General features: G+C 59.5%; 12 protein-coding genes and 1 riboswitch. Of the genes, 2 read left to right on the top strand and 10 right to left on the bottom strand.

Features of this window, described 5'->3' with window-relative positions:
• Positions 1–2 precede the first annotated feature (2 nt).
• The 6 genes from LA304_RS17105 to LA304_RS17080 form a co-directional block, all read right to left on the bottom strand.
• Positions 3–911: a dihydroneopterin aldolase gene (locus LA304_RS17105; RefSeq protein WP_224504396.1), complete on the bottom strand. Its 909-nt coding sequence runs from the start codon at positions 909–911 to the stop codon at positions 3–5.
• A 153-nt stretch (positions 912–1,064) separates the two neighbouring features.
• Positions 1,065–1,742 (bottom strand): cell wall hydrolase, encoded by a 678-nt coding sequence (locus tag LA304_RS17100; RefSeq protein ID WP_224504395.1) that lies wholly within the window; start codon positions 1,740–1,742, stop codon positions 1,065–1,067.
• Between the two features lie 210 nt (positions 1,743–1,952).
• Positions 1,953–4,496 (bottom strand): putative PEP-binding protein, encoded by a 2,544-nt coding sequence (locus LA304_RS17095; RefSeq protein WP_224504394.1) that lies wholly within the window; start codon positions 4,494–4,496, stop codon positions 1,953–1,955.
• Between the two features lie 109 nt (positions 4,497–4,605).
• Entirely contained in the window at positions 4,606–6,834 is a 2,229-nt protein-coding gene (gene glyS, locus LA304_RS17090) for a glycine--tRNA ligase subunit beta (protein ID WP_224504393.1), read from the bottom strand.
• A 2-nt stretch (positions 6,835–6,836) separates the two neighbouring features.
• On the bottom strand, positions 6,837–7,364 hold the full coding sequence (locus LA304_RS17085) for a DUF6446 family protein (RefSeq protein ID WP_224504392.1): 528 nt from the start codon (positions 7,362–7,364) through the stop codon (positions 6,837–6,839).
• A complete protein-coding gene (locus LA304_RS17080) occupies positions 7,364–8,305 on the bottom strand; it encodes a glycine--tRNA ligase subunit alpha (protein WP_224504391.1) in 942 nt (313 codons plus the stop codon). Before LA304_RS17080 ends, LA304_RS17085 begins: the two co-directional genes overlap by 1 nt.
• Positions 8,306–8,534: 229 nt before the next feature.
• Between LA304_RS17080 and LA304_RS17075 the strand changes: the two genes are divergently transcribed.
• On the top strand, positions 8,535–10,274 hold the full coding sequence (locus LA304_RS17075) for a trypsin-like peptidase domain-containing protein (protein ID WP_224504390.1): 1,740 nt from the start codon (positions 8,535–8,537) through the stop codon (positions 10,272–10,274).
• 70 nt (positions 10,275–10,344) lie between these two features.
• Here LA304_RS17075 and LA304_RS17070 read toward each other — a convergent pair whose 3' ends face one another.
• The 3 genes from LA304_RS17070 to metZ all read right to left on the bottom strand — a co-directional run bounded on the left by LA304_RS17070 (position 10,345) and on the right by metZ (position 14,218).
• On the bottom strand, positions 10,345–11,793 hold the full coding sequence (locus tag LA304_RS17070) for a TrkH family potassium uptake protein (RefSeq protein WP_224504389.1): 1,449 nt from the start codon (positions 11,791–11,793) through the stop codon (positions 10,345–10,347).
• A gap of 56 nt (positions 11,794–11,849) precedes the next feature.
• Positions 11,850–12,953 (bottom strand): GTP cyclohydrolase FolE2, encoded by a 1,104-nt coding sequence (gene folE2 / locus LA304_RS17065; protein WP_224504388.1) that lies wholly within the window; start codon positions 12,951–12,953, stop codon positions 11,850–11,852.
• An 80-nt stretch (positions 12,954–13,033) separates the two neighbouring features.
• Positions 13,034–14,218, bottom strand: a complete 1,185-nt coding sequence (metZ, locus tag LA304_RS17060; RefSeq protein WP_224504387.1) for an O-succinylhomoserine sulfhydrylase — start codon at positions 14,216–14,218, stop codon at positions 13,034–13,036.
• A 73-nt stretch (positions 14,219–14,291) separates the two neighbouring features.
• A riboswitch (SAM riboswitch) is annotated at positions 14,292–14,371 on the bottom strand.
• A gap of 185 nt (positions 14,372–14,556) precedes the next feature.
• Here metZ and LA304_RS17055 point away from each other — a divergent pair.
• Entirely contained in the window at positions 14,557–15,267 is a 711-nt protein-coding gene (locus tag LA304_RS17055) for a glutathione S-transferase N-terminal domain-containing protein (RefSeq protein ID WP_224504386.1), read from the top strand.
• Positions 15,268–15,288: 21 nt separating this feature from the next.
• Here the strand turns inward: LA304_RS17055 and LA304_RS17050 are convergent, their stop codons facing one another.
• Positions 15,289–15,918 (bottom strand): inner membrane-spanning protein YciB, encoded by a 630-nt coding sequence (locus LA304_RS17050; RefSeq protein WP_224504385.1) that lies wholly within the window; start codon positions 15,916–15,918, stop codon positions 15,289–15,291.
• Between the last annotated feature and the right edge of the window lie 9 nt (positions 15,919–15,927).

Genomic DNA, 15,927 nt, shown 5'->3' with positions numbered 1-15,927 from the left:
GATTACCCGAGCGTCACTGGTCCAGACAGATCGAGCACCTTCGCGCCTTCGATCCCGGCTTCACCAAGGCTCAGCACCTCTGTTGCGGACAATTCCTTTCCCAACCACGCAACCATATCGGCAACGTCATCGTTCGGGCCGTGCACTGCATCGAGGACGAGCTTTGACGGCGCCCAGAGCGAGATTTGCCCCTGCTTCATTGCCCAGTCTAGTTCCGTGCGCGTCGCGCGGACCACGCAGCGTGCGTCGCGAGCGGCGAGGCACCATGCGTTCTGTTCAATCGCCAAGAGATCAATCCGACGCTGCGCTGCCGGATGATCGGCCTTCGGCCACTCGCCCTCCGGCAATCCCACGGTCAGGATCACAGGGCGCGGATCGTCGGCCAGCACATCAATCCATTGCGAGAGGTTCGGCGCGGCCAACGCCGCTGGCGTCAGGTGCACGATCAGCGGGTGCGGAACCGGTGCCTCAAGGGCCTTCGCCTGCGCGCCGGCCTGACCGAGGCTGCGCACGATCTCGACACCCAAGGCACCGGGGCCGCGGTCCAGCTTTTCGACGCGCACAAACACGCGGAAGGCCCGCGGCTCGGACAGAATACGCTCCGCGATACGCTCCGCGAGCGTTTCGAGCAGGTTGAGGCGCTCTGCCGCCAGCTCGATTTGAATGGCTTCGGTCAGGCGATCATAGGACAGGATCCGGTCCACATCGTCGTCAATCGGGCCGGTGAGCGGGGTCAGTTCAACAACGATATTGAACGACACGCGCTGTCGCACTCCGCGCTCCGCCTGAAATGCGCCGATTTCCACCTCAACGATATGATCGCGGAGGGAGATGCGGTCCAACGGCATCGCGTCCGCTGTTGCCGCGGCGCGCTCTTCCGGATGCTCGAATGCTTGGCGGATTTCCGACATATCGTCCCTCACTAGAATTGGTTGGCCATTGCTAGCCTCTTGACGCATCGGGGCCAAGACCAATTTGGGATGAACGCAGGCGCCCCTCAAGAACGGCAAAACCCTGCCGTTTCCGCAGCAGGGTTTGCAACAATCTCGTGATCAGAGGTGCGATCAGGCCTGCGGCATCCGATAGAACTTGTGCACACCGATCTGAGCCGTGCGCGCAAATTGGCGCGCCCAACGCGGATTCACAGCGTTCGTGTGGTAGTGCGTTGCGCCTTGCGTCAGAGTGCGCGGCGCTCCGTCGATCATCAGCTTTGCCACCTTGCCGACCTGCTCATAGGCGGAGGGCTCGCGGATCACCTCAGCGTGGCCGTCACAGGTATAGGTGAACTGGCACTGGTATTTCTTGCCGGTGCCCTGATTGACGACACCGCAAATGGTGTTCGGAAAGCGGGAAGAGCTCACACGGTTGAGGATCACTTCGGCAACAGCAAACTGGCCTTTGACGCTCTCGCCACGGGCCTCGAAGTAGAGCGCCTCGGACAGGCATGCCCACTGCTCATCACCTTCTGCAACCGGGAGATCAGCGAGGAAGGCTTTGGTGTAGGAGATCGTCGGAACCGTCGGTTTCGGAGCGAAGCTTTGTAGAAGGCGTTCGATCGCCTCGGAACCGTTCTCCATCCCGCTGCGTTCCTGTTTCAGAAGCGCGTTCAGTTCAAGACCGAGCGCCTGAGACGGATCGTTCGAGTGGCTCAGCGTCACTTCAGCGTGCGACGGGCCTGCGACAGCAGAAACGCACAACGAAGCCGCAAGGGCAAAAGCCTCGAGCCGGTTAAAGGGTGTCATTCTCTATTTCCTTCCATTGCGCCCCTATGCGCAGGGGCCTCACGGGCGGTATTTCGAGCGGGGAGATAGGACAAAATGCCCAAAGCGTCCACCCTTGGGCGTTCCGAGCGGTTTACGACACGTCAAGAGAAGAGCGAAATAACGCTCAGTCAAACCCACACATAAGCCACAAGCCGCCTTTAATTTCAGCAGCTTGTCATATTTCTGTGATTATTTTGCATCTGCAGCAACAAGTTGCGCAGCCGCGAGGCGCGCAACGGGCACCCGGAAGGGCGAACAGGACACATAATCGAATCCCGCGGCCCGACAGAACGCGATTGATTCGGGGTTGCCGCCATGCTCACCGCAGACTGCCACAGTGAGATCGGGGCGTGTTTTGCGACCCCGTTCCGCGCCGATTTGGAGCAACTCACCGACCCCCTCGAAGTCGAGCATATGGAACGGATCTTCCGGATAGACGCCTTGCTGAACGTAGGCCCCCATGAAGCGCCCGGCATCATCTCGGGACAGACCGTAGGCCATTTGGGTCAGGTCGTTTGTGCCGAACGACAGGAAAGCCGCATTGTTCGCAATATCTCCCGCGCGCAAGGCCGCGCGCGGCGTTTCGACCATGACGCCGAGGCGGTAGGTGAAATCTTTCCCCGTCTCGTTCCGCACAGCCGCAGCAACGGCGTCGATGCGCGTTTTCACGAGCTCGACCTCGCGCTGCGCAGACACCAGCGGGATCATCACCTCAGGCACAACAGCATCCCCAAGTTTCGACGCCTCAATCGTGGCCTCGAAAATGGCGCGGGCCTGCATCTCGTAGATTTCCGGGAATGTAATCCCGAGCCGCACGCCACGCATCCCAAGCATCGGGTTGTATTCGGACAGCCAGTCAATCCGCCGCGTCACATCAGACAGCGGCAAGTCGAGCGCCTCCGCGAGTTCCTTCACCCCTTCGCGGTGCGCGGGCAGGAATTCGTGAAGGGGCGGGTCAAGCAGACGGATGCAGACCGGCAGGCCCTCCATGATGCGGAACAGTTCGATAAAGTCGGAGCGCTGCATCGGCAATAGACGCGCGAGCGCCTCTGCGCGGTCTTCGTGCTGAGAGGCGAAGATCATTTCACGCATCACGGTCAGACGATCACCTTCGAAGAACATATGCTCTGTCCGGCAAAGGCCGATGCCTTGCGCTTTGAAGTTCCGAGCGAGCGCTGCATCCGCAGGCGTGTCGGCATTCGCGCGCACACCGATGTCGCGAATTGCGTCAGCCCACTCCATCAACTGCAGATACCAGTGATCCTTCACAGGCGGCATCAGTTTGACCTCACCGAGGAGCGCCTCACCGTTGGACCCGTCCAGGGTCAGGAGTTCGCCCTCCGAGAGCCGACGCCCATCCGGCAGGCTCAAACGTTTGGCGCGCGAGTCGATGCGGATGGATGCGCCCACAACACATGGCACCCCCATCCCGCGGGCGATCACGGCTGCGTGCGACGTCACACCACCTCGTTCGGTCAAAATCCCGACCGAGGAATGCATGCCGCGAATATCTTCCGGCGTGGTCTCGCGACGCACAAGAATGCAGGGCTCGCCGCGCGCTTCATAGGTTTGCGCGACAGAGGAGCTAAAGACGATGCGACCAACCGCACCGCCCGGCGAGGCGGCGATCCCTTTGGCGATGACCTGGCGCTTCGCGGACGGGTCGACCTGCTGGTGCAAAAGCTCGGTCAGCGCACGTGCAGGCACGCGACAGATCGCTTCTTCGCGCGAGATGACACCCTCTTCGGCCAATTGCACGGCAGCACGAAGTCCCGCACGTGTCGATCGAGGCACACGAACGGCGTCGAGGATCGAAAGTTTGCCATTGGCGACTGTGAACTCGACCTGCATCTCCTCACGTAGGCGCGCACGACACAGGCGGGTCATTTCGAGGACCTTCGCAAAAAGCTCCGGCTGCTCGTCTTCAAGGGACAGACCGCGCGGATCTTTCGTCAGGAACATCGCCTTGGAAGACATGTCGAGTGCAGCGCGGCCTTGTGACTGGCGCAGATAGCGCCCCTTGATTGTCGGCTCACCCGTTCCGGCGTCAATGAGCTGCATGACACCAGCTCCGCTTTCCCCCGGCCCGAGGCCGAGAGACATCGCTTGAACGATCAAACCTAGGCCAGCATCTGCAGGGGCGCCCTTGGCCTGCCGCAGCAATCTTGCCGTCGTCCCCTCCCAAGCCCGCGCCATGGAGCGTAGCACCTGACCGAGTTGCACATGCGCCTCTTGCGGGAAGGGCTCTCCGGTCTCGTCCTCATGCGCATCAAGCGCGGATTTCAGCGCCTGTGCGGCCGGCACATCGGCATCAAATTCGAAAAGTTCGGGATCGAGGCGCTCGACATGCACCGCATAGGTTTGGACAAAGCGCAGATAGAGTTTGTCTGCCGTATCAGGCCCGTGGGTATTGGTCAGCTCTGCATGCCGCTGATCGTTCATCCCGATATTGAGCACGGCGCCGGGGCCGCCCCAATCGGGATCCTCCGAGGACGGGCGCACGGATAGGAGCGTCCCATCAGGGAAAACGCGCAGGAGAGACTTCATATCAAAAGACTGCCCCTCGGCGAGCCTGTGAACAGCATCAAAGGAGAGAGCAACGGTTTCAGGTACCGGCAGATCAAGACGGATCAAGCGCTGCAAACATTTTGCCCGCCCGCCATGGGTCTCTACGGCAATTGGCGCCACGCGCCGGATTCGGGTAAACCCGAGGATATCGCTCTCTTGCTGCACTGCGGCACTCCCTTTGGTGCAGATTACTTCCCTGCCCTATGAGAGCGCAACCGTTAACCTTAACGCGCGCTAAATTGAAGCGGGGCCCGCCAACCTGGCAGGCCCTCAATCAGCTTTCAATCTTCGTCAGGTCGGCGACCGACAGACAAATGTCCCGAATGCGGCCCAAGAGGTTAAGGCGGTTCCGACGCACGATATCGTTGTCTGCGTTCACCTGAACGGCCTCAAAGAACGCATCGACTGCAGGGCGCATCTCGGCCATTGCAGCCATCGCGTCGGTGAAGTTCTCGTCTGCCATCGCCGGAGAAATCTTCGCCTCTGCTGCGTCGAGTGCTGCAAAGAGAGCTTTCTCTTCTTCGGTTTCTGCAAACTTGATATCCGCACCGAAGCTGTATTCAACGCCGTCCTTTTCCTCAGCCTGCGTGAGGATGTTGTTCGCGCGTTTGAAGCCTTGGATGAGGTTGGTGCCGTCTTCGGTATCAAGCATCGCCTGAAGCGCAGTCGCACGCTTGACCAGTAGCGTGATGTCATCGGACGACGGCATTGCGAGGCAGGCGTCGATCACGTCGTGGCGGACACCCTGATCACGGAGGAAGACCTTCAGACGGTCGTGGAAGAACGAAAGCAAGTCCGCAGACGCGCTCGGCAGATCGCCTGCTGCTGCATTCACGGCGTCGACGGAGTTCTCGTCGAGCTTGTCGGAAATGGCCTCAAGCGCGGCCCCGAACACACCATGCTCTGCAATCTCGTCGAGGATTTCTTTCAACGTATCGATCACACCATCGTTCTCATCCGCGACAGCAATCTTGTGCGCGAGGAGTTGGGTGTCGAAGAAACGGCTCAGAGACACGCGCACGTCGTTGGTGATCAGGAGACGGATCACACCGAGCGCGGCACGGCGAAGGGCAAACGGGTCTTTGGAGCCCGTCGGTTTTTCGTCGATGGCCCAGAAACCGGTGAGCGTGTCGAGTTTGTCCGCCAGAGCGACGGAAACAGAGACCGCTTCGGTCGGCACATCGTCGCTCGGACCGAGCGGCGAGTAGTGATCGCGGCAAGCGTCGGCGACGGCATCGGACAGACCGGCTTTCTTGGCGTAGTAGCGGCCCATGATGCCTTGCAGCTCGGGGAACTCATAAACCATCTCGGAGGAAAGGTCGGCTTTCGCCACTTTCGCGGCGAGCGTGGCCTCCTTCGCGTCCGCACCCACGACCGGCGCGAGTTGTGCAGCCAGCGTTGCGATGCGGGAAATACGCGCACCTTGCGAGCCAAGCTTGTTGTGGAAGGTCACGTTGGCGAGCGGAGCCGACATAGCTTCGAGGCCATGGCGCTCAACGGTGCGAATGTCGTTTTCCCAGAAGAACTTGGCGTCCGAGAGACGTGCGGAGAGCACTTTCTGGTTCCCCGCGAGGATCGTCGCGCCGTGGTCCGCAGTTTCGCGGTTGGCAACGGTGACGAATTTCTCGATGCGGCCCGTTTTCGGGTTCTTCACGGAGAAGAACTTCTGGTGCTCTTTCATGGAGGTCTGGAGCACCTCTGGCGGCAGTTCGAGGAAGTCGGCACCGATATCGCCCATGAGAACGACCGGCCACTCAACAAGCCCTGCAACCTCGGCCAACAGACCTTTGTCCTCAACGACTTCGAGACCCTGCGCAAACGCTTGGTTCGTCGCGTCATGCCAGATGTGATCCGCGCGTTCGGCGGGATCGAGGACGACGTAGTTCTTTTTGAGCTTCGCCGCGTAGTCGTCAAACGAGTTCACGGTGAATGTCACTGGCGACATAAAGCGGTGCCCGAACGCGGTGTTGCCCGATGTGATCCCGTCGATATCGACAGGAACGACCTCAACACCATCCTCAGCGGAGAGGATGCAGAGGATCGAGTGCAGCGGACGCACCCATTTCAGGCTACCGGAGCCCCAGCGCATGGATTTCGGCCACGGGAAGTTACGGACGTTTTTTTCGAGCACTTCGGAAATGATCTCTGCGGCGGGGCGGCCCGGCTTGGTGATCTTTGCGAAGTAGACCTGACCTTTTTTCTCGTCGCGGATTTCGAGGTCGTCTTTAGACACGCCAGCACCACGCAGGAAGCCTTCGAGCGCTTTTTCCGGTGCATCGACGCGGGGACCTTTGCGTTCTTCGACCGTGGTCGGAGATTCTGCGAGCAGTCCTTCGACAGACAGAGCCAGACGGCGCGGGGTCGCGAAGGCGCCTGCGGAGGCATAGGTCAGACCGGCCTCGACCAAACCGTCGGTGATGAGTTTTTTCAGGTCCTCGGACGCGCGTTTTTGCATGCGCGCCGGGATTTCTTCGGAGAAGAGCTCAATCAGCAAATCGGGCATGGTCAGTTTCCTTCAGGAGCGGGCGGACAGCCCACGGGGGCGGGATCGCCGTCAAATACGGCCTCGCCACAAGAGTTAATCTGGTTCCAGGCATACCCGCGGCCATCCGGATAAACGGCGATCACGCGGTCAATGCCATAGGTGAAATTCTCAGCGCCCATGAAGGCGACGGCTTTGCCTGCCTCCAGATCGGCACCAATCGCTTTGGCGTCGAAACATTCGAACCAGTTCGGCGCGATCAGCGGCGCGGGCTTGTCATAGGGCACGAAGGTTTCGGTCATCATTGCCAAAGAGAGCGGCGTTTCAAAACAGGCGCGGTATTTGATCGGGCTGCTGGAGCCGTCGATGCCGGTGAGAGCTTCGGCCAACAGGTCTTCTTCGAGACCTTCGAACGTGGTCACAGTGATCCGCGAGGACTCCAGAGAGGCGTCCAGCGGCTCATAATGGGCATAGACCGTGCTGTAATATAGCCCGATCCCGAAGACGGTGGCTAACACGACGATCCCTCCTGCGACCAGCTTGCCGTTCATTACTCGGCTGCCTCGGCGGTGAACCCGCCCGCTTCGGTCTGAACGAACGCATCCGCGCAGGCTTTCGCGAGCGCGCGCACGCGACCGATGTAGGCCTGTCGCTCGGTCACGGAGATCACACCGCGCGCGTCGAGCAGGTTGAACAGGTGGCTGGCCTTGATGCACTGGTCATAGGCCGGGTGCGCCATGATGATGCGCTTGCCGGTTTTCGGATCGTCCGCTGGTTCGGACAGAAGCGCATGACACTCTGCCTCGGCGCGTTCGAACTCGGTCAGCAGCTTTTCAGTGTTGGCCGCATCGAAGTTATGGCGCGAATATTCTTCTTCGGTCTGCTTGAACACGTCCCCGTAGGTGAGCGCGATCGGCGCATCCGGATCGTTGAACGGCATGTCCATCACGTGGTCAATGCCGAGCACATACATGGCCAGACGTTCGAGACCGTAGGTCAGCTCGCCGGAGACCGGTTTACAGTCATGACCGCCGACCTGCTGGAAGTAGGTGAACTGGCTGACTTCCATCCCGTCGCACCAAACCTCCCAACCGAGACCCCATGCGCCGAGCGTCGGGCTCTCCCAGTCGTCTTCGACGAAACGGATGTCGTGCAGATCGGTGTCGATCCCGATGGCTTTGAGCGAGCCAAGATAGAGCTCCTGAAGATCCGGCGGCGACGGTTTGATGAGCACTTGATACTGATAATAGTGCTGAAGACGGTTCGGGTTTTCCCCATAGCGCCCGTCCGTCGGACGGCGCGACGGCTGCACATAGGCTGCGGCCCACGGGGTCGAGCCCAAAGAACGCAGGGTCGTGGCAGGGTGAAAGGTCCCGGCCCCCACTTCCATGTCATAGGGTTGAAGGACAGCGCAGCCTTTTGAGGCCCAATAGGTCATCAGGCGAAGGATGATCTCCTGAAAGGAGCGCGGTTTGTCGACGATCTCGGACATGACGGGCCTTCGAATGGGGGCGTGAATTGCGGGGCTATCCCTATCCAAGCCCGACGGGAGCGTCAATCACAACAGGGCGCCTGCGACAGAAATGCGGCACCGCTGCGAAACCCTGACGTCGATCCTGCGCAAATATTGACCTGATCCTCAAATCTGTATTGTTTGCTTTTTAGAAACGAACAATGGGCCACCATATGTTGAGGTGTGCCGAATAATTTAAAGGGTATACATGAAAAGGTCTTTTCACGTCGCCACGCTGGGTCTGAGTGCCTCGCTTCTTCTGTCGACCGCACTGCACGCAGAACAGTGGATTCAAATTGAAGCCCAACCGAGCCTGACAGCGGCAACCGAGGCCGCGCGTCGCTATGCGACCGAACTCCCGAATGTTGTCGGCTTTGAGCTCCCAGGTCGTTGGCACGCCATCGCGGTTGGCCCCTACGCGACCGAAGTAGAAGCCGAGGCCGCCCGTCAGCAGTTGCGCATCCAACAATTGATCCCGGGTGACGCCTACCTCACAGATGGCGAACGTTTTGGTGACGCCTATTGGCCTGTTGGCGCGAACATCGGAACACTTGTCACTCCTGCGCCGGAAACGCCGAGCGTTGCCACAACCGCACCTGTTGAAGAAGTTGTCCAAGAGGCCATCATCGTTCCTGACGAAACTCCGGCAGAAGCACGTCGGTCCGAGCGTGAGCTTGATCGCCCAGCGCGAGAGGCGCTTCAGGTCGCGTTGCAATTCGAAGGGTTCTACACATCCGCCATCGACGGCGCATTCGGCCCCGGAACGCGCCGCTCCATGTCGGATTGGCAAACCGCGAATGGCTATGAGCCGACGGGCGTTCTGACAACGCGTCAACGCGGTGAACTCCTCGCGGCCTACAATTCCGTGATGGAAAGCCTCTCTCTCAGCCCGATTTCCGACGAGACGGCGGGCATCGACATCACTTTGCCGATGGGTATGATTGCGTTTGACGCCTACAACCCTCCATTCGCGAAATACGCGGCGAAGGACGGATCTGGCGTTCAAGTGATGCTGATTTCCCAAACCGGAGACGCCGCGACGCTCGGCGGACTCTACGAAATCATGCAGACGCTCGAAATCGTGCCCATGAACGGCCCGCGTGGTCGTAACAGCGATAGCTTTTCGCTGACCGGCACCAACGCGGAGTTCACCTCCCACACCGAAGCACGTCTGGTGAACGGCGCAGTCAAAGGCTGGACACTCATCTGGCCAACAGGTGACGAAAAGCGGCACCAGATCGCGCTCAACGCGATGAAAGCCTCTTTCACACCGACGGATGGTGTCCTGCCGGATGCCTATGGGAACGGCGCCGCACAGGACATCGACCTGATGGCCGGCCTTGAAATCCGCCGTCCGGAAAAGGCTGGCACAGGTTTCTATGTCGATGCGAAAGGCTCCGTTCTGACGGATGCGTCGCTGGTCGATAGCTGTGAGAAGATCACGCTGGATGACGGTGTAGAGGCGACTGTCACGATGGCTGACGGCGGCATGGCCCTCCTGACCCCCTCTGCGTCGTTGGCCCCGATGGCCTACGCTAAATTCGACAGCGCCCTGCCGCGTCTTCAGTCCGAAATCGCCGTCGCTGGCTACGCCTACGAGGGCCGCCTCGGCGCACCGACACTCAACTACGGGCTGATGGCAGAGCATGAGGGCCTCGCAGGCGAGCAGGATGTGCTGCGTCTCGCAATGACGGTGCTGCCGGGCGAAGCTGGCGGTCCTCTCCTCAACGGGGCAGGCTCTGTGATCGGAATGCTTGCACAGGCTGACGACACCGCACGCACCCTGCCAGAAGATGTGGCCTTTGCCTACGACATGGAGAAGATTGCGGAATTCCTCTCTGCGAATGGCATCGTCATGACCGCGACCGAAGGCATGTCCGAAATGTCCGACGAGGAGCTTGTCTCCGTTGGCCGCGACCTCGCTGTTCTCGTGAACTGCTGGAACTGAGATCGCGCTCTGAGATCGTCATCTTTATAAGATCAAAGCCCTGCCTTTCGGCGGGGCTTTTTTGTGCGCCTTAGCCGCGCCAGAACCGGATCGTGAACAGCGCGAAAACGGACATGACCTCAAGTCGCCCGACCAGCATCGCAATCGCCAGAATCCATTTGGCCGGATCGTTAATGGTCTCGAAATTGCCAGCGGGGCCAATAATATCGCCAAGCCCTGGCCCCACACAGGCGAGAGCCGTGGCAGCCCCCGAAATCGCCGTCACCACATCAAGACCCGTGGCCGCGAGCAGCACAGAGGTGACGCCGAGGCTCACAATGAAGAGCGAGAAGAAGGCCATCACGGAGGAGAGAACATCCTCTGTCACAGGGCGCCCCTGATAGCGGGGCGTAAAGACACCATGGGGGCTGTGGATTTTGCGGATCTGTGCCCGCATGGAGGCCCAGAGGAGCTGGTAGCGGAACACCTTCACCGAGCAGGCCGTCGACCCCGCGCAGCCGCCGATCAAGCCGATGAAGAAGAAGGCAACCGCGGGAAACGCGCCCCAGAGCTGATAATCGACGGAGGCGTAGCCTGTGCCGGAGATGATGGACGTGACGTTGAACAGCCCTTCGCGGAAGGAGTGTTCAAAATGGTCGTCATTCACGATGAGGCGGTAAATCGCGAATGCGATGGTCAGCGCAAAGATGATCCCGAGATAGGCGTGAATTTGCGTATCGCGCCAGAACGGCTTGGCCGTCCCCGCCAAGAGCTGGACGTAGCGCACGAAAGGCAGGCTGGCGAGGATCATAAAGAAGGCGGACACATACTCCGCCGGCCCTTGAAATGCGCCGAAGGACGCATCGCGCGTCGAGAAGCCGCCCGTCGAAAGCGTCGTGAGCGCGTGGTTGATCGCATCGAATACGCCCATCCCTACAAGGAGATAGGCGAGAAAACACAGCACAGTCAGCGCCACATAGATCACGGAAATCCGCGAGGCGATCTCGGCTGCGCGCGGGAGGACTTTGCCATCCGTATCGAACGCCTCGGAGCGGAACACCTGCATCCCGCCGATCTTGAGTTCCGGCAAGAACACCATCGCCACAACAATGATCCCGACCCCGCCAAACCACTGCAACATTGAGCGCCAGAGCAGCAAACCCTCCGGCAAATCATCGAGACCGGAGAACACCGTGGAGCCTGTCGTGGTCATCCCGGACATAGCCTCGAAAAAGGCATCCGTTACAGAGGCTTCGGTAGCGCCGAGGATAAAGGGGATGCCGCCGAACATCGGCAGCACGAGCCAGATCACGGATGTCAGGATGAACATCTGCTGGATCGACAGACCTTTTTGGTGCGCGTTCTGCGTCGCGAGTGCGAGAGCGGCACCGAACATGAAGGTAAAGATGCCCGCCTCAAAAAAGACGTGCCACTCGTCAGTGCCGTAAAGCAGATCGATGCCCAACGGGATGATCATTGTCATCCCGAGAAAGGCGACAAGAACACCGATCACATATCCGATTGGGCGAAAGTCTGTCATGGCGCCAAGGCTTGGCTGCGTGAGCACATCAAGTCAAGCGCACCTTTTCAATACGATCAGCCGACGTGGAAAAGCGTTGCAAAAAGCTTCGGATCAAAGCTTTGCGCCGCAAAGGTAGACCCTTCAGTCAGGACAGACACCGCGTCGTGGGAGTGCAAGCTTTCCTGATGCGACGCGATCACGCGGAAATCGCCAACACGCGGATCACGCTCCAGCCCTTCTGCAAAGAGGCGGGCGGCATCTTCGACAAAGATCGGGTTCGCCGCGTTGAGTTCCGCAAACGCCTGCTCATCCTCGCGTTTCACCATAACTTGCGTCTCGGTCGGCACGGCCTCGCGGCACAGATCGATCAGGTCTTCGAACCACAATGTGTCTGCGGAGCGATCCACCACGACGGAGATGCGCGCAACAGACCGCTGGGAGTGCGGGGTTGCCAGTTGGTGACGGGTGCGCCGCGCGTGTTCGGACAGTTCGAGAGAGCACGGGCACGTCGAGCTATAGACATAGTCGAGATGCATGATCTCTTTCATCTCTCTCGCCTGATCCACAAGCTCCAGCGCGATGTCGTAATACTGATATCCCTCGAGGCCCGAACGCAGCGACTGACGCTTCACCGGGAAGGAAAAGCGCATCTGGATGCGTGCATCGAAGCTTTCGAGATCGCTTTGATAGTCGCGCAGAGCGGCTTCGATCACCTCGAACGAAAAGCTCGCCTCGGCGTGTTTATAGAAAGAGCGCATGATCCGAGACATGTTGATGCCCTTCTTCTCCGCCTCCAAAGACACCGTGCCGGTCACAGAAGTTTCGAGAGAGAGATCGCCATTGTCGCGCGTCTTAAAGCGGATCGGCAGACGGAAATTCGAGATGCCGACATGCTGAATCTGACGTTTCGCGCCTTTGATGAGGCTTTCCGGTCCGTTTTGCAGATCCGGCAGGCCTTCTTTGTATTCCGGAGATACCTCGAAGTCCTCGGGATAGGCGCGGCGCAGTGCAGGATAGTTGGCAAAGCTGTCCGCTTCGGGAAGCAGGCGCGCAATCGCCGGATCGAGCTCGGCCACCTCGGTTGGCGTGGCCGTCTCTGCCCACGCGCGCAATGTAGCCAGAGCCGCCTCGGCAGCAGCTCTGTCATTCTTTTCCATATCACTCGGGTGCATGTTCATCGCACTCTCCCGTTGTTCGGACTCAATATAGGCCTAACCGCGCCTTTTCCCAAGTGATACGGCCCGCGTTCCGGCTTGGATCAAAGCTGATCAAGCGCCTGTTTGATGTCCGCAATGATATCTGCCGGATCCTCAAGACCCATCGACAGACGCACGAGACCATCGGTAAGACCGACTTCCGGACGCTTCTCAACCGGCACGTTTTTGTGCGTAGTGGTGCACGGGTGGGTCGCGATGGACTTGGCATCGGCGAAGTTGTTGGAGATCCTGAAGACCTCCAAAGCATTCAGGAACTTGAACGCCGCATCTTTGCCGTCCTTCAGATCAATGGTGATCACGGTGCCCGCCGCCTCGGATTGCGATAGTGCAAGTTCGTGCTGCGGGTGAGATTTGTAAGACGGGTAGCGCACGGAAGCGAGCGCAGGGTGCCCGTCAAGCGCCTCACACAGCGCCATCGCGGTGCGCGCCTGTTGTCGCACGCGCAGATCGAGCGTTTCGAGGGATTTGAGCTGAACCCACGCGTTGAACGGAGAAATCGCGCCGCCGGTGTGCTTGATATACATCTCGATCGGGCCGCGGATGAGCTCTTTGGAGCCACAGATGATACCGCCGAGGCAACGCCCCTGCCCGTCAACGTGTTTCGTGGTCGAGTAGACCGAGAGATCAACACCGCACTCTTTGGCGTAGGAGAAGATCGGCGTGCACATTGCGTTGTCCACGATCACGAGCGCGCCGACGGCGTGGGCCATCTCAACGACGGCTTTCAGGTCGATCACTTCAAGCGTCGGGTTCGAGATGCTCTCGAGGAACACAGCTTTGGTATCCGGGCGGATCGCTTCCTTCCACGCGTTCAGGTCGCGCCCGTCGATCATCGTGGTCTCGACACCGAACTTTGGCAGCACTTCGGCCACGATGTAGTTACAGGAGCCAAAGAGTGCTCGGGACGACACGAGGTGATCACCCGCCTTCAACAGTGAGAGCAGCGCGCCGGACACAGCGGCCATACCGGAGGCCGTCGCAAACGCGTCCTCATAGCCCTCGATCTCGGCCATGCGGTCTTCGAACATGCGGGTCGTCGGGTTGCCGTAGCGGGCATAGATGAACTCGTCATCGCCCTGATTGACGAAACGCGCCTCTGCGTCTTCCGCCGTTTCATAGACAAACCCCTGCGTGAGGAACAACGCTTCGGACACTTCGCCATACTGGCTGCGACGTGTGCCGTGGTGGATCAGTTTGGTTTGTGCTTTCCAGTTATCTTTGCTCATCTGATCAGCCCTTTCGCCAACAAAAAACCCCGTCTCGATCAAGAGCCGGGGCGCTGGGGCGGGTCCAATGACCCTGCGTCTCGTCCTGACCTCTTTAGCGGCATATTTATATCGTGGCCCGCAATCCGGAGACAAATCGCCACGCCCGCTTGGCTACAAACCGAATCCGGCACTGTCAATGCCGTGCTGTCGCCTCCACGTCGAATTCAAGGATATGCATGAGACAGCGCTCCCCATTCACGAAACGGGGATGTGCGCGGCTTGCCCTTGTTATCACTCCCGAAAACCGCATTCTTTTTCCAAACGGTTCACGGTTCCACAGGAAGAGGCGATATTCGATGAGCGACGCACCCATTTCTCTCTATTACTGGCCCACGCCGAACGGCTGGAAAATCTCCATCGCGCTTGAAGAAATGGAGCTGCCGTATGAGGTCAATCTCGTGAATATCGGTGCAGGGGAACAATATGACCCCGACTCTCTCAAGATCGCCCCAAACAACCGGATGCCAGCCATTGTGGATCCCGAGGGGCCTGACGGCGCGCCGATTTCAATCTTTGAATCCGGCGCGATCCTGCAATACCTCGCGCGCAAGACCGGCAAATTCTACGGCGAGACGGAGCGTGACCGCATCATTGTCGATCAGTGGCTGATGTGGCAGATGGGTGGAGTCGGCCCGATGGCCGGACAGGCGCACCATTTCCTGTCCTATGCCCCGACGATGGACCCGCCGCAGGTGCTCCCCTATGCGCAGGACCGCTACCGCAACGAAACGGGCCGCCTCTACCGCGTGCTCGACAAACAGCTCTCCGAGAACGAATTCGTCGCGGGCGATTTCTTTTCCATTGCGGATATGGCGATCTGGCCCTGGGCGTCGTCTTGGGAAAAGCAGGAACAGACGCTCGACGACAAACCCAATCTGAAACGCTGGCTCGCAGCGGTCGGTGCCCGTCCCGCTGTGCAGCGCGGCCGTGCACTCGCCGCGGAAAAGCGCCGGACCGGTCCGATGGCGAAGGAAGAGCAGGCCGTGCTCTTCGGCAAAAAAGACTAATACGAAAAGCCGTGGGCGGGGTTATTCCCCGTCTTTTTCTTCAGTCGAATGCCGGCTCATCAAACCCGACTGCGCCATGAAGAAGGCGAGCATCGCGATCGGCAGGCCGAAGGTTTTGAACTTCACCCATGTATCCGTGGTCATGGTCCGCCAGATCAGCTCATTCGCGACCGCGAGGCCGAAGAAGAACAGCATCATCCGGAATTCCATCTTCCGCCAGCCTTCAGCATCGAGAGGCATGACCTCCCCCAAAACAAGCGACAGATAGCTTTTGCTCCGGAGCAGCCCGACGCCCAGAATGCCGCCGAACATCACGTAGATCATCGTCGGCTTCATCTTGAAGAACCGCTCGTCATTGAGCCAGATCGTCAAGCCGCCGAAGACGACCACCAAGACGAGCGTCATGATCTGCATCGCAGAGAGCTTGCCCGTCAAACGCCACAGCGCGAGCGTGGACAGCGCAAGGATCGGAATGAAGAGCGCCGTCATCACGATGAAGCCGGAATACTCCGAGCCAGCGATCTCGAAGGTGCGATCCTTCAGCAAGACATAGCCCGCAAAGAACGCAAGGATCGGCCCCATTTCCAAAGCCGTCTTCACAGCCGGATTGAGCTTTTTCTCTTGAACGGTGATGGGGGTATCTTCTGGCATCTGTTTTCC

It is taken from the genome of Celeribacter litoreus (assembly GCF_020165855.1).
Classification (GTDB): Bacteria; Pseudomonadota; Alphaproteobacteria; order Rhodobacterales; family Rhodobacteraceae; genus Celeribacter; species Celeribacter litoreus.
The sequence above is the reverse complement of the archived record's forward strand: the minus strand, read 5'-3'. Positions and strand labels throughout refer to the sequence as shown.

Bases quoted from the DNA above. Each gene is read 5' to 3' on its own strand.
- LA304_RS17105 (WP_224504396.1), bottom strand. From the start codon at position 911: ATGTCGGAAATCCGCCAAGCATTCGAGCATCCGGAAGAGCGCGCCGCG.
- LA304_RS17100 (WP_224504395.1), bottom strand. From the start codon at position 1,742: ATGACACCCTTTAACCGGCTCGAGGCTTTTGCCCTTGCGGCTTCGTTG.
- glyS (WP_224504393.1), bottom strand. From the start codon at position 6,834: ATGCCCGATTTGCTGATTGAGCTCTTCTCCGAAGAAATCCCGGCGCGC.
- LA304_RS17085 (WP_224504392.1), bottom strand. From the start codon at position 7,364: ATGAACGGCAAGCTGGTCGCAGGAGGGATCGTCGTGTTAGCCACCGTC.
- LA304_RS17080 (WP_224504391.1), bottom strand. From the start codon at position 8,305: ATGTCCGAGATCGTCGACAAACCGCGCTCCTTTCAGGAGATCATCCTT.
- LA304_RS17075 (WP_224504390.1), top strand. From the start codon at position 8,535: ATGAAAAGGTCTTTTCACGTCGCCACGCTGGGTCTGAGTGCCTCGCTT.
- LA304_RS17070 (WP_224504389.1), bottom strand. From the start codon at position 11,793: ATGACAGACTTTCGCCCAATCGGATATGTGATCGGTGTTCTTGTCGCC.
- folE2 (WP_224504388.1), bottom strand. From the start codon at position 12,953: ATGAACATGCACCCGAGTGATATGGAAAAGAATGACAGAGCTGCTGCC.
- metZ (WP_224504387.1), bottom strand. From the start codon at position 14,218: ATGAGCAAAGATAACTGGAAAGCACAAACCAAACTGATCCACCACGGC.
- LA304_RS17055 (WP_224504386.1), top strand. From the start codon at position 14,557: ATGAGCGACGCACCCATTTCTCTCTATTACTGGCCCACGCCGAACGGC.
- LA304_RS17050 (WP_224504385.1), bottom strand. From the start codon at position 15,918: ATGCCAGAAGATACCCCCATCACCGTTCAAGAGAAAAAGCTCAATCCG.